Below are 14,370 nucleotides of genomic sequence, written 5' to 3'. Positions count from 1 at the left end.
AAGTTCAGCATCACGATTACGAGAAGAATTCTGCTAATAAACTCCTTAAAATTAACCTCAAAATTTTGTCTTTTTCTTAGTAGTTTTGCCACCCAGAAAGATTAGGCTGGAAACCTTTATTCAAAGCCTAATGCGTTAAATAATATAGATCAAATAGCTTCATTATCATAAAAAAATAAACTTACGGATGAAAAACACCGCATTAACTGAAAAACACATCGCTTTAGGCGCTAAAATGGTTCCATTTGCAGGTTACAATATGCCTGTTACTTACGAAGGTATTAATGCCGAGCATGCAACTGTTCGTAATGGTGTAGGTGTTTTTGATGTAAGCCACATGGGCGAATTTATCCTTAAAGGTGAAAATGCACTGGATCTTATTCAACGTGTAACCAGTAATGATGCTTCTAAATTATATGATGGCAAGGTTCAATACTCCTGCCTGCCAAATAAAGATGGCGGTATTGTAGATGATCTTCTGGTTTATAAAATAGACGATAAAACCTATATGTTGGTGGTGAATGCCTCAAACATCGAAAAAGATTGGAACTGGATTCAACAGTTTAATTCGAAAGATGTAGAAATGCATAATATTTCCGATCAAACCTCCCTTTTGGCTATTCAGGGGCCGAAAGCTGCAGATGCCTTACAAAGCTTAACTGATGTAAATCTGGCTTCAATGGAATATTACACTTTCGTAAAAGGTACTTTTGCTGGTATAGATAACGTGGTGATTTCTGCAACAGGTTATACTGGAGCTGGTGGTTTCGAGATTTATTTTGAAAATCAATATGCTGATCAAATCTGGGATGCCATTTTTAAAGCTGGTGCATCCTACAATATTCAGCCAATCGGTTTAGGTGCCCGCGATACTTTACGTTTAGAAATGGGTTTCTGTTTATACGGAAATGATATTGATGATACCACTTCGCCAATTGAAGCAGGTTTAGGCTGGATTACCAAATTTTCTAAAACCTTTACCAATTCTGAGGCGTTACTGGCACAAAAAGAAGCGGGTATTCAAAAGAAATTAGTTGGCTTTGAAATGATCGATCGAGGTATTCCACGTCATGATTATCAAATTGCTGATGCTGAAGGAAATATTATTGGTAAAGTAACTTCAGGTACGCAGGCCCCTTCATTGCAAAAAGCAATAGGTATGGGTTATATCGCTAAAGAATTTACTAAAGAAGGAACTGAAGTTTTTATTTTAATCCGTAATACGCCAATTAAGGCTAAAGTAGTTAAGTTTCCTTTTTATAAATAAGATTTGAGACAATAGATATGAGATTTGAGACGGTTTGACCGCTAAAATCTCATATCCCATATCTCACACCTCATATCTCGTCAAATGTCAAAAAAAATAGAAGTTTGTTTAACACCAGCCTTGATCGATTTATATGATATCGAGGAAAGTATTGTGGTGGTTATCGATATTTTAAGGGCTACATCATCCATTACTTATGGAATAGATAACGGAGCTGAGGCCATTATTCCTGTTGCCAACGTGGAAGATTGCTTAACGTATAGCGACAGTGGATTTTTATTGGCTGCAGAACGAAATGGTGAAGTAGTAGAAGGGTACGATTTCGGAAACTCACCTTTTTCATACACCAAAGAAAAAGTAGGTGGAAAAACTGTTGTTTTAACAACTACAAATGGTACTAAAGCGTTGCATTTGGCACAGAAAAGAGCTTACCAGGTAATTATTGGCTCATTCTTAAATCTTGATGCACTTTGCGATTACCTGAAAAGTCAGGATAAAAATGTGCTTTTGCTGTGTGCCGGATGGAAAGATCAGTTTAATTTAGAAGATACTCTTTTTGCCGGAGCGGTAGTGAGTAAACTGCGACAGAATTTTGAACATTTCGATGATTCTAGTGTAGCTGTTGAAGATTTATATTCACTGGCAAAAACAGATTTACGAAAATACCTGCATAAATCTTCACATAGCCATCGTTTAGCCCAATTGAATATTGAAGAAGACGTGGTTTTCTGTTTGCAGTTAAATCTTTGCAAAGCAATACCTGTTCTAGATGGAGCACGTTTAGTGGCCTTACAGCATTAAAGCACCAAAATGGGGCTAAAAGCTAAAGTTTAAGCCGAGCAAAACCGCATTTTTTCTAAAATTTGCGCCGTTAAATTGGGTTTCTTCAGTAGGTTGCGTATTAAAATAGGCTTTATCTACGCCAGAATAAGTTTTAATATTATTCAATTGATAGTCAAGCTGCAAACCTAAACTTTTGTTCAGAGGGACAGAAAGATTTACATTTCCACCTAGTGCGAAAGAATTAGACTTATGCGTAAAGCTTATGGGTTTTGCAAAGTCAGGAATTAAATTCCAGTTGGCTTTTGCCGAATAATTGTAAAATCCAGCTAGAATTGTTGCGCCGATACTGAATTTTAGTGTTTTAAAAATAAATTCAGAGCCAAAATCAAAACCTTTATATCGTGCCTGATAAGTAGAATTTAAACCTTTGCTGTCTGGATTGTTTGCGCTTTCCAAAAGATAAAATTTTTGCTGATTGTACGATACACCAATAATCGGTTTAATGTTAAATTGCCCAAAAGTTAAAAGCTGGTAGCTAAATTGTAAATCAGCATTGTACAAGTACCCTTTATTCGCATTTAGCAGGTCGAAATAGAATGCATTTTGCCTGTTATCATCTGCATAATCGGTATCTTCTGCATCACCTTTGGTAATATTACTATACTGGTTGTTTACCTTAACGCTTAGCCTATTGGTGATGAGGTATTTTACATTTAAGCCAAAACCTGGTCCTTTAAGATTTTTCCAAATCAACTCTGACAATATATTCGGATTGGTTCCGGCAGTATTTCCTGCAATAGACCAATCGAATCTGGCCTGTTCTATGCCAACATATGGCTTTACTTCCCATTTATGCAACACATCTTGTGCAAACGAAACCTGGTAAAAGAGGATAAGAATTAAGCAGGCAAAAAATGGTTTTAAAGAAAAGTTTCGCAAAGCGATAGACATATTTTTTTCAGTTTATACAAGCAAAATACACATAGTGTTGATTTAAACCACTATGTGTATTGATTATTTTTTAAAATGGATATACTGTAGCGATAAATGACTTGTCAGTTGGTGATAATACGGTATTCCATCCCACTTCGAAATCACCAATGGTTAATTCGTTTGGAACCGAGTAATGCATAATCGAACTTTTGTCGTAAGCACTATAGTTGGTTTGTGTTGTGCTGTATTTAGCAAATAGGTTGTTATCAACATCAGCTTGGCTCCAATAATTTGGCGCGGCCGCGTAATAAGCATAAACTGCTGGTTTATCCCAAGGAATGGCTACCAATGGGTGTTGGTGCTCATGGATTAAGCCTAAAGCATGGCCAAATTCGTGAATTACCACACGGCTATACTCCGAATCTGCTGTAGTGGCGGTTAACCAACCGTAATTCATGGTGGCACCGGTGCTTGGAGTCGATTTACCAATATAAGACCAAGATCCATCACCACTAACAAAACTTACCCTAATTTTGGCAGTGTTATCATTGGTTACAAAATTGAATTTTATATTGGCATAGGTTTCCCACTGTTTTGCAAACTGGATTACTTTGGCACGGATTGCCGCTGTGCTTCCGTTTAAACTTACTTTAATTGTGGTTCCTGGTGCCCATTTTGTAGATTTTAAAACAGCACCCCTTGGAGTAGTACCATCCAAAGATCTTTCTGTACAGATTTTGATATCACCAAGTGGATTAACGGCTGTTAATTCTGGTTTATCTAAGTCTGTTATTTCTGTTGGTTTTTCTTTTTTACAGGCAAATAATACTGTGGTTAACGCTAATGCAGTTAATAGCGTTTTGTTTAATTTTAAGAATTTCATGGTTTAGGTTTTTAGGTAAAAATTAATGATCTTTTTCGGTCTGAAACTCAAGTTAGAAAATTGTAAAAACAGGAATTCTTCTTTTTTGGAAAAGAATAATAAGGTTGAAAAACATAGATAGAATTTAGGATGATTGGCTCTGCATTTGCAAAGTATAATCCTAAAATAGAATAATATTACATCATCACCAAGAGAATTGTAATATTTTTATTGCATAAGTGTATATTATACACTTTATAAATTTGTAATAAATATAAATATATGTGTATTATAAATACTATATTTTATCCGGTAATGAAATAAATATCTGGATGTTTATTTCGTTATTAAATCAGAGATAAACGGGCTGTTTTTGATTGTAATTAAGGCTTCTTCATGGGCTAGCCAATAAATATCTTCAGCACGTTTCATATCAAAGGTACTAATGGCGCCCAAACCTTTTGGTTCAATTAAAACATTGCAAAATTTCGCTTTTCTTTCCATGTCGTGGTTGATTGACATGATACCGGCGCGTCCCATTAAATTGGTTATGCCGGTAATTTTATCAACAGGTTTGAGGTGATTACAAGATGATCCAATAATGAAATCGCAATCTTCCATTAAAGGTTCTACAGGAAAATTATTTAAAATGCCGCCGTCTACATACATCTGACCATCAATCATAATGGGTTTAAATATACCTGGGATGCAGCTCGAAGCATGAATAGCCCTAATTAACGGGCCTTTGGTAAAATAAACCAACCGGCCTTCGCTAAAGTTTACTGCCGCAATGGTTAAAGGTATTTTTAACTTTTCAATTGTATTGTCGGGAAAGTATTCTTTTAAAATTAATGAAGTATTTTCTATGTTAATCAAACCCAAAGAGCCTACTGCAGGTCTAACAAAACGCCATAATTTTGTTTTTAAGAAAATGCTCAAACCTTCTTCCGGATCTATTCCTGCAGCAAAAAATGCTCCCGCAATTGCTCCAGCGCTTGTTCCGCTAATGTGACTAAAGGTAATGCCTAAATTGCTAAAAGCTTTTAAAACACCTAAATGCGCTATTCCCCTTATGCCTCCGCCTGATAATACAATGCCAACTTTCATAGATTTACTTTGGGATAATTGTTTAAAAACTGCTTGATTGTGTAATTGTATTTAACCTGCGTACATAAATGAACTATTAAAAAATGCAGTTACTTCTGTTGTTTAGGTTTGTATTTCGATTGTGTTAAAATTTTTTGCGCATCCTGATCGGCCATTAATTTTTGTAAAGTAACTTCAGGGTGTGCTTTCATATATTTTCTAACAATTTGCCAACCCGTCCAAACACCCAATTTTGGTGCCGAATCTCTATTCTCTCCTAAACCTGGAGTAAATGGACCTTCTGATAAGAATACCTGAATCTTTTGGTAATCCGTTTCATATAAATAATTGTTCTCCAAAAAATATGCCCAAATATCCCCCTCGAAATTTTGTGCCCAATCCAATTGTTGCTGAGTGTATCCAATTTTTGTAGAGTCGCTTGTGTTTTCAGGTAAAACCTGGTCTAAAAAGTATAAAATCTTTCCCTGAAAAATCATTTTAGAAAGCAGGGTCCTGTTTTCATCAGGTTCGGAAAAAAGTTCTTCGTGTGCAAAGGTTTCTGCCACGCGTGGTACAATATATTCGGGAGCAAATCTCCTTGAAAGGTATAATGGAACACTTTGCACAATGGCCCTGTAAAATTTGCTGTCTTTGCCAAGAAACATGTCTAAACCGATACCCAGGTAATTATCACCCACAGGCATCTGATAAGCAAAACCCGAAGCAAAAGAAATAAACCTAGGAATTTTTACTTTTGGATAGTAATATTTGATGTATTTAAAAGTTTCATTTAGTCCTTCTTCCTGTGCCTTTAAATTTGGAAAAACGCTGTCAACTTCTTTGCTTAAATCCGTGTAGGCCTGATCGTGGTACAAATTCGCCAACGATTCGGTATTTGAATATTTGCTATCAAGGATTCTATGAATAAAGTCGTCATAAAATACACCATATTTCATATTCAACTGCTTATCTACATCAATAATATTTTTGTTTTTACCTGTAAATAGCTCGTTATCAAATCGTTCTATTTTGATATTTACCTGTGTATTACTAACATCTGGCCTGTTGTTTTGCTTGCAGGAAATAAATGCGATGGCAAAAAGAAAAATTAGATAAATTTGCCAGTGTTTTACGTTATACATCATGTAGAACAAATATATATAATCAGCTATAGCATGAAAAGAATATCGACCATTTTAATTTTATCTCTATTAACTATTGGTGCCTGGGCGCAAAATTCTCCTTTAACCAGCTATGGTTTTAGGTTGGGCTTAACCGCTACGCCAACTTTTGGATGGATTAAACCTGAACAAGGAAAAACCGACGGTTTAGCATTGGGTTTCTCTTATGGATTGATCGGCGATTTTAACTTTGCACCCAATTATAGTTTTTCTACCGCGTTAACCATTACTTCAATTAACGGTAAAAGCACGGAGGCAAATGTTTTGCCATATTATACAGGCGGTACCAGTACTGCCCCTAAAGCTTACGATTTAAAGTATAAATTGCAATATGTAGATCTACCCTTAACTGTTAAATTAAAAACGGTAAAGGCTGATGGAAAGCGTTGGTACGGTCAGTTTGGCTTGTCTAATTCGATTAATATCAGTGCTAAACAAGATGCTGTAACGGGCGGTACTACTGTTGGCGATAATCAAAATGTATCAGATAATATCAAACTTTATCGCGCCGGATTAATTATTGGTGGTGGTGGTGAATTTGATATTTCTGGCAATACCAGTATTGTAGCTGGTTTAACTTTTAATAACGGCTTTACTAATATTGTATCGGATAAAGGCAGGAATGTTAAAAATCACTACCTGGCACTTAATTTCGGTGTTTTCTTCTAATCGGAGGAAACACATATGCCGCCTGATACAATCTCTTTATAACAAAAACTAGAAAAGCAAAATGAAAATAGCACTGGCACAACTCAATTATCACATTGGAAACTTTGAGCATAATACCCAAAAAATAACTGAAAATATTCAATTGGCGAAAAATAAAGGTGCTGATCTTGTTGTTTTTGCTGAGCTGGCTATCTGTGGGTACCCACCAAGAGATTTTTTAGAATTTGATGAGTTTATAATCCATTGCCAAACCGCTGTGGAGGAAATAGCCAAACATTGCACGGATATTGCTTGCATTGTTGGTTTGCCGATTAAAAACAAAGTATTACAAGGTAAGGATTTGTTTAATGCGGCCTATTTTATTGAGGCAGGAAAGATTAAAGCGGTGGTTAGAAAGGCACTTTTACCAACTTACGATGTTTTTGATGAATACCGTTATTTCGAGCCCGCCACTCAATTTAGCTGTATTGATTTTAAAGGGAAAAAGATTGCGCTAACCATTTGTGAAGACTTATGGAATATAAATGATAATCCATTGTATGTATCCAATCCGATGGATGAGCTGATTAAAGAGCAGCCTGATGTGATGATCAATATTGCAGCATCGCCTTTTTCTTATACACACGATGATGAACGGATACAGGTATTGGCGGATAATGCGAAAAAGTATAAACTTCCGGTATTTTATGTAAACCAGGTTGGCGCACAAACTGAAATTATTTTCGACGGTGGATCGATGGTTTTCGATGCAGATGGAACAATGAAAGCCGAAATGAAATATTTTGAAGAAGATCTTCAGGTTTTTGATTTGGAAGAAGTTGAAAATGTACGAAACAAATATCCTCAACTGGAAAGAATGACGGATATTGAGCAGATTCATGATGCACTGATTTTAGGAATCAGCGATTATTTTAAGAAATCTGGTTTCAGTAAAGCCGTTTTGGGTCTTTCTGGCGGGATAGATTCGGCTGTGGTTTGTGCATTAGCTTGCAAGGCATTGGGGCCTGAGAATGTGATGACGGTTTTAATGCCATCAAAATATTCTTCTGACCACTCTGTACAAGATGCCCTGGACCTGGTAAATAATATTGGTTGCATGCACGAAATTGTGCCGATTAAAGATGCAGCTGAAGCTTTTGATCAGATATTGGCACCAGCTTTTAAAGGCATGCCTTTTAACCTTACAGAAGAAAACATCCAGGCCCGTATCCGCGGAATTATTAATATGGCCATGAGCAACAAATTTGGTTATATTTTATTAAATACCTCCAATAAAAGCGAGTGTGCGGTAGGTTATGGTACTTTATACGGCGATATGTGTGGTGCGATAGCGGTAATTGGTGATGTATATAAAATGCAGGTTTTTGAGTTGGCAAAATACATCAATAAAGAAAGAGAAATTATTCCGGTTAATACGATTGTTAAACCGCCATCAGCGGAGTTAAGACCTGATCAAAAAGATTCTGATTCACTTCCTGAGTATGAAATTCTGGATAGAATATTGTACCAGCATATCGAAAAAAAGCAAGGCTCGAAAGCCATTATAGCCCAGGGTTATGATGCAGAATTAGTTAAGCGCATTTTAAAGATGGTCAATATCGCTGAATTTAAACGTTATCAAACGCCACCAATTTTAAGGGTATCGCCAAAAGCATTTGGTATGGGCAGAAGAATGCCAATAGTAGGTAAATATATGGCTTAAGTTATTTAACGGCCTAATTATTAGGTTTGATTAAGCTGTAAACTGAAAACCGGGAAACTGTGTGAAGAAAATCGTCAGCTTATATTATTTTTTCATAATGATAAACCTCGCATGTTTTTCAAAACCTGCGAGGTTTAAAATTTATTTATGCTAAAGTAGCATCAACAGTAACCGTTGTATTTAATAATTTAGAGATCGGGCAGTTTTTTTCTGCATCGGCAACCAGTTCATCAAATTTTTCTTGTGTTAGGTTAGGTACAGAAGCTGTTAAAGTTAAATGCGATTCTACAATTTCACCTTTCGATGGATCAAGGTTGATTTCGCATTTTGTTTCTAATTTATCAGCTGTAAATCCTGCTTCAGTTAAGTTTGCAGATAATTTCATCGTAAAACAGCCTGCATGTGCAGCAGCAATTAATTCTTCAGGATTGGTGCCAACACCCTCTGCAAAACGAGAATTAAAAGAATATTGTGTGTTGTTTAATGTAGTGCTTTGGGTAGTAATACTGCCATTACCTTCTTTAATAGAACCTTGCCATACGGCTGTTGCATTTCTTTTCATGATGGGATTTTATTTTTAGATTGTTTAACACCTAAAGATAAAAATATGTTTGTTTAATGGTAGCAATTCTTTGTTAAGAAATGATGCTATTACTCAGTCTCTGCTTCTGTTGGCTCTTCTTTAACCATTTTACTTCTAAAAGATTGAAAAAGTAATATACCTACACCGATCATGATCGAAATATCGGCAAAATTGAACACGCCTGTTTGAAAAAGGTATAAATCCAGGTGCATAAAATCCGTAACTGAGCCATGTACAATCCGATCGTAAAGATTTCCGATACCACCACCAATTAAAAAGCAGATCGCAATTTGCATACTTGCAGGAAGGTTTGGTTTAGCGAATAAAAAATACAATCCGTAAGCTAAAAATAGCAATGGTAAACCTGTTAATATTATAATTCTGAAGATATAAGGCATATTGTCGCCTAAACTTAAAAAAGCGCCACTATTTTCTACTTTTGTGAGTGTAAAACGGTCTTTAATGATGCTGATGTGTTCATAATCTGAAATCTCGGTTCGTACAATATTCTTTGAAATCTGATCGCAACCAAAATTTAGCGTTAGCAGTAATAATAAAACAGACCACCGAAGGCTTTTAAAATGTTGCATGTTTTTATAATTGAAGTTTATTGAAGGGTTATTTTTTTACCCATTTTTTATAAGGAATAATCAAGGCTAAGATCACGGCTAAAACGCTAAATATTTTTGCAATGATATCGCCACTTCTTACATAAAAGGTGATATCGTCATTAAGGTTCACATTGCCTTTGATAGCCGTTCTTGTCCACCATTTGGTACGCTGCGTAATATCACCACGTTGATTAATGAAACAGGAAATTCCGGTGTTTGCAGAACGGGCCACATCGCGGTGTGTTTCTATGGCTCTGAGTTTGGCGTACATCATGTGCTGATCTTTGCCCGAGGTATTTCCCCACCAGGCATCGTTGGTTATCACTGCAATAAATTGGGCACCATCTTTAACCGATTGGCCGATCCAATCACCCCATAGGCTCTCATAGCAAATTACCGGCGCAACCCCAATTCCACTTTGTGCGTAAAGCACATCCGGTTTTTCCTGCCATCCCCACCCATCAACAGCACCGCCCAATTGTGCAAAAACAACATCTAAAAATGAAAAGACTTTCGGGAAAGGCATTTTTTCTACACCAGGTACCAACTTGGATTTATGGTAAAACTGAACATCAGCAGAGTTTTCAATCTGCATGGCCGTATTGAAATGATCAACGTAAAGGTTTGCCTGCGAATCGTATCGCGCAGAAAGTGTTTTTTTATCCGGATAGATTTTAATGCTTTCTATCCCGGTTATTAATGTGCCGTTTTTATATTTACCCATGAAGTTTTGTAAGGTACCAAAAGTTGTAGTTTCACGGATCCGATCTTCATTGTCGTAACTTGGTATAGCCGTTTCTGGCCAGATAAAATATTCGGTGTTGGTTTGCCCGATCGAATCGGATAATTGTGTTAATATTTTAACCTGCTCCAAAGGAGGAATACTCTCTAGCTTTTGATAAGGGTCAATATTCGGTTGCACCACTACTACATTACTTGGCGTTCCTTTTTGTTCTGCCGTAAAGTATTTGGCTAATGAAATGCTGATGGGAATAATTACCACTAAAACCCAAATTCCTGTGGTTCTAAACCTTAAATAACCGTTTTGTGATTTAAATTTCTTATAAGCTTCAAAAGCCAGGATATTGCTCACTAAAATCCATAACGAACCACCATAAATGCCGGTATAATCATACCATTGGGCAAGCTGATGCATGCCCGCCAGTCCATTTCCTAAAGTCATCCAGGGGAAAGCCAGATCCCAGGTTTGTTGAAGGTATTCTAAACCAATGTAAAAGGCAATTAAACCGAGGTAAGCGGTTTTTTTATTTACGTATTTGCCCAATCGGTAATATAACCAAAAAGCAAAAGTCATTAAAAGTGCACCTAAACCATAAGGAATTAAAGAAACCGGTATGGCTACCAAAGGTCCGTTATAGGCACTTATGGCATTATAAACCCAGTAAGTTGATCCTGTATTCCAAACTAAGAAAGTTAAGCCAGCTGTTAAGAAAATCCTTTTTCCCTGTTTTTTTTCCGGATTGCCCGAAATAGAATTTAGCGCAATAAATAATGGTACCAAACCGATTAAAAGCAAGGGTGTGGTAAACGGCATTGGTGGCCAGGCGAGCCAAAGTAAAAATGCACTTAAGAGGGCGAGGAGGTAAGTTTGTTTTTTGTTCATTTTTGCTATTTTTCGCCGTTTTATGCCCGTCCTGCTAAATTTATTTCAGCATCTTTTAAATAAACTTTTATTAAGATCTAAAATAAATTCAGGGTGACGGATTTGGTTTACAAACTATCTAAAATATTGGCTTTTTTAGCTTCGTATTCTTCCTGGGTAATCAGGTGTTTATCGTACAACGTTTTAAGCTTACGTAATTTTAATGTGGTTTCATCTTCAGGCTCTTCTACAACTTCAGCAATCTGAATTACTGGTTGTTCTGGCTCAGGAGTGGGCTCATAAGCAGGAATTTCGGCAATGGGTTGCGCATTTAAATTAATCGGGGAAGAAGTTGCACGGTTTTCTTCCAGTTTTTGTTGACGGAGCAATTCTTTATATTCTTCCAATTGCTGATTTGCGGCCTGATGCAATTTGCGGGCCTGTACTTTTGGGATAAATTCGGTTACAATATTTTCGCCATGTTGTGGCACACAGATAAATTTAGAACCAAAAAATTCTTCCTTAAATGATACTTCTTTAATGCTTTTCCACGAAATATCTTTAAAGTTCATGGTCAAACCTAAATTACCAGGTTCGCAGTAAAAAATGCGTTTATTCGAAATCGCAATGCTATCTGGCAACAAATTTACCGCAGGTTTTTTTTGTACGGCCAAATATAAAAGTTCTTCGCCTGTGGTTAAAAGGTCGTTTAATTTTCCAATAACTTTTTCAACCGCTTTTGGGTCTTGTTCGTCACTCAGAAATCTATCTATGCTAATCATAATGTTTTTAAAATTGTTGTGTGGTTACGTTTAAATGCTATTCTTCAGCATCATCATATTTGTTTTTGCTTTTAATATTGGGTTTCCCCGCTATGCAAATTACAAATTCTCCTTTTAAAGTATTGTTTTCGAAATGTGATTTTATTTCTACCAAAGTACCGCGAACGGTTTCCTCGAACATCTTGGTCAGTTCCCTGCTTACTGATGCCTGCCGATCTGCCCCCAGATATTGGGCAAACTCTTCTAAAGTTTTTAATAAACGGTGCGGACTTTCGTAAAGTATAATGGTACGGTCTTCTTCTGCCAGTTTTTTAAATTTTGTTTGTCTTCCTTTCTTAACAGGTAAAAATCCTTCAAAACAAAATGCATCAGCAGGTAAGCCCGAATTAACCAAAGCAGGCACAAAAGCCGTTGCTCCTGGCAGGCACTCTACAGCAATATCATTTTTTATGGCTTCGCGTACCAGGAAAAAACCCGGATCAGAAATGGCAGGTGTTCCGGCATCAGAAATCAAGGCAATTTTTTGCCCTTCATTTAAAAACTTAATGATTTCTGAAGTTGCTTTATGCTCATTATGCTGATGATGTGAGAAAACTCTTTTATCAATACCAAAGTGTTTAAGCATTGGCGCACTGGTACGGGTGTCTTCAGCCAGTATTAAATCACATTCTTTTAATATACGGATTGCCCTAAAGGTCATATCCTCCAAATTGCCTATTGGCGTTGGTACGAGAAATAGTTTGCCATCCATATTTCAGTTTGCAGTTTACAGTTAATGGTTTACAGTTTTTTCCAAACTCCTTACCCCAAACTCCAAACTCTTGCTATCTTTGCTTAAAAAATTAAATAATGCTGCAAGTTAACTATATCCGCGAAAATAGAGAGAAAGTTTTAGAACGTTTAAGTATCCGTAATTTTAAACAGCCAGAACTGGTAGATGAAATCATTAAAATTGATGAAGACCGCCGTTCTACACAAACTTCGCTTGATAAAATTTCTGCTGAGGCTAATGCAGCTGCCAAACAGATTGGCGATTTAATGCGTACAGGTAAAAAAGAAGAAGCTGAAGTGATTAAGGCACAAACTGCTTCTCATAAAGAAAGCATTAAAAACCTTGGCGATAAACTTACCGAGTTGGAAACTGCCCAACATAATTTAATTGTTCAGTTACCTAATTTACCTCATCATTTGGTAAAACAAGGTTCTACTGCCGAGGATAATGAAATTGTTTTAACCCATGGTGAACCCGCAAAATTGCCTACCAAAGCTTTGCCACATTGGGAACTGGCAGCTAAGTACGATATTATTGATTTCGAACTGGGTGTAAAAATCACGGGTGCAGGTTTTCCGGTTTATAAAGGAAAAGGAGCACGGTTACAACGTGCATTAATCAATTTTTTCCTCGATCATGCTACGGCTGCAGGTTATAAAGAAATGCAGGTACCTCATTTGGTTAATGCAGCTTCGGGTTTTGGAACGGGCCAGTTGCCAGATAAAGAGGGACAGATGTACCACTCAACTGTTGATGATTTATATTTAATTCCTACAGCCGAAGTTCCTGTTACCAATTTGTACCGTGATGTAATTGTAAAGGAAGAGGATCTGCCGATTAAAAATACCGCTTATACACCATGTTTCCGTAGAGAAGCAGGTTCATATGGGGCGCATGTGCGTGGTTTAAATAGATTACACCAGTTTGATAAGGTTGAAGTGGTTCAAATTACCCACCCGGATAAATCTTATAAAACTTTAGAAGATATGAGTCTGTATGTTCAGTCTTTACTGAAAGAACTTGGTTTACATTACCGTGTGCTGCGTTTATGCGGTGGCGATATGGGCTTTACTTCTGCCATGACCTATGATATGGAGGTTTGGAGCGCAGCGCAAGAGCGTTGGTTGGAAGTTTCTTCTGTATCTAATTTCGAAACCTACCAGAGTAACCGTTTAAAATTGCGTTTTAAAGGAAAAGAAGGAAAAGCACAGCTTGCACATTCATTAAATGGAAGTGCGTTGGCCTTACCGCGTATTGTAGCTTCAATTTTAGAAAATTATCAAACAGAGCATGGTATTAAAATTCCTGAAGCTTTAGTAAAATATACAGGTTTTGATATTATTGATTAATTGATAAATCATTATTGCGAGGCACGAAGCGATCTTAATGCTGTAGCGAAATGAGGAAAAACCAGTTATGAATCTAAAAAGATAAGATTACTTCGTCGTATTTTCTCGCAATGACGATATTCCTCATAAAAAAAAAGCTTTGCAGTAGTGCAAAGCTTTTTTGTTTTTATAGATAGATGAGTGTTGT

The 14,370-nt window shown here is 36.6% G+C and carries 14 protein-coding genes; 5 read left to right on the top strand and 9 right to left on the bottom strand.

The features are described from left to right. Positions 1-187 precede the first annotated feature (187 nt). Entirely contained in the window at positions 188-1,267 is a 1,080-nt protein-coding gene (gene gcvT / locus ASE74_RS11080) for a glycine cleavage system aminomethyltransferase GcvT (RefSeq protein ID WP_055908590.1), read from the top strand. 84 nt (positions 1,268-1,351) lie between these two features. Beyond that, positions 1,352-2,068, top strand: a complete 717-nt coding sequence (locus ASE74_RS11075) for a 2-phosphosulfolactate phosphatase (protein ID WP_055908587.1) — start codon at positions 1,352-1,354, stop codon at positions 2,066-2,068. Between the two features lie 15 nt (positions 2,069-2,083). On the opposite strand, the gene ASE74_RS11070 is transcribed toward ASE74_RS11075, so the two are convergent. The 4 genes from ASE74_RS11070 to gldB form a co-directional block, all read right to left on the bottom strand. After that, the gene (locus tag ASE74_RS11070; protein ID WP_055908584.1) at positions 2,084-3,001 is read right to left on the bottom strand and encodes a hypothetical protein; all 918 of its coding nucleotides are present in this window, start codon (positions 2,999-3,001) and stop codon (positions 2,084-2,086) included. 70 nt (positions 3,002-3,071) lie between these two features. After that, the gene (locus tag ASE74_RS11065) at positions 3,072-3,866 is read right to left on the bottom strand and encodes a M12 family metallopeptidase (protein WP_055908580.1); all 795 of its coding nucleotides are present in this window, start codon (positions 3,864-3,866) and stop codon (positions 3,072-3,074) included. 315 nt (positions 3,867-4,181) lie between these two features. Continuing rightward, positions 4,182-4,952 carry a patatin-like phospholipase family protein gene (locus ASE74_RS11060; RefSeq protein WP_055908577.1) on the bottom strand — a complete coding sequence of 257 codons (771 nt, stop codon included), beginning with the start codon at positions 4,950-4,952 and terminating at the stop codon, positions 4,182-4,184. Between the two features lie 89 nt (positions 4,953-5,041). Continuing rightward, positions 5,042-6,076, bottom strand: coding sequence for a gliding motility lipoprotein GldB (gene gldB, locus ASE74_RS11055; protein ID WP_055908574.1), 1,035 nt, complete (start codon positions 6,074-6,076; stop codon positions 5,042-5,044). Positions 6,077-6,106: 30 nt separating this feature from the next. Between gldB and ASE74_RS11050 the strand changes: the two genes are divergently transcribed. Both ASE74_RS11050 and ASE74_RS11045 read left to right on the top strand, forming a co-directional pair. Then, positions 6,107-6,781 (top strand): porin family protein, encoded by a 675-nt coding sequence (locus tag ASE74_RS11050; protein ID WP_055909482.1) that lies wholly within the window; start codon positions 6,107-6,109, stop codon positions 6,779-6,781. A gap of 61 nt (positions 6,782-6,842) precedes the next feature. Next, positions 6,843-8,483 (top strand): NAD+ synthase, encoded by a 1,641-nt coding sequence (locus ASE74_RS11045; RefSeq protein ID WP_055908571.1) that lies wholly within the window; start codon positions 6,843-6,845, stop codon positions 8,481-8,483. Between the two features lie 145 nt (positions 8,484-8,628). Here ASE74_RS11045 and ASE74_RS11040 read toward each other — a convergent pair whose 3' ends face one another. The 5 genes from ASE74_RS11040 to rsmI form a co-directional block, all read right to left on the bottom strand. Continuing rightward, on the bottom strand, positions 8,629-9,045 hold the full coding sequence (locus tag ASE74_RS11040; protein ID WP_055908566.1) for an OsmC family protein: 417 nt from the start codon (positions 9,043-9,045) through the stop codon (positions 8,629-8,631). Positions 9,046-9,134: 89 nt separating this feature from the next. After that, a complete protein-coding gene (gene lspA, locus ASE74_RS11035) occupies positions 9,135-9,656 on the bottom strand; it encodes a signal peptidase II (protein WP_055908564.1) in 522 nt (173 codons plus the stop codon). A 28-nt stretch (positions 9,657-9,684) separates the two neighbouring features. Then, complete coding sequence (lnt, locus tag ASE74_RS11030) at positions 9,685-11,301, bottom strand: apolipoprotein N-acyltransferase (protein ID WP_055908560.1); 1,617 nt, start codon at positions 11,299-11,301, stop codon at positions 9,685-9,687. A gap of 107 nt (positions 11,302-11,408) precedes the next feature. Further along, positions 11,409-12,062 (bottom strand): PH domain-containing protein, encoded by a 654-nt coding sequence (locus ASE74_RS11025; protein ID WP_055908557.1) that lies wholly within the window; start codon positions 12,060-12,062, stop codon positions 11,409-11,411. 37 nt (positions 12,063-12,099) lie between these two features. Beyond that, a complete protein-coding gene (gene rsmI / locus ASE74_RS11020) occupies positions 12,100-12,813 on the bottom strand; it encodes a 16S rRNA (cytidine(1402)-2'-O)-methyltransferase (RefSeq protein ID WP_055908553.1) in 714 nt (237 codons plus the stop codon). Positions 12,814-12,911: 98 nt separating this feature from the next. Here rsmI and serS point away from each other — a divergent pair, with 98 nt between their 5' ends. Next, entirely contained in the window at positions 12,912-14,183 is a 1,272-nt protein-coding gene (gene serS / locus ASE74_RS11015) for a serine--tRNA ligase (protein WP_055908550.1), read from the top strand. Positions 14,184-14,370 lie beyond the last annotated feature (187 nt).

Source organism: Pedobacter sp. Leaf216 (assembly GCF_001421515.1).
In the GTDB taxonomy this organism is placed as follows: Bacteria; Bacteroidota; Bacteroidia; order Sphingobacteriales; family Sphingobacteriaceae; genus Pedobacter.
This window is presented reverse-complemented; position numbering and strand designations above follow the sequence as displayed.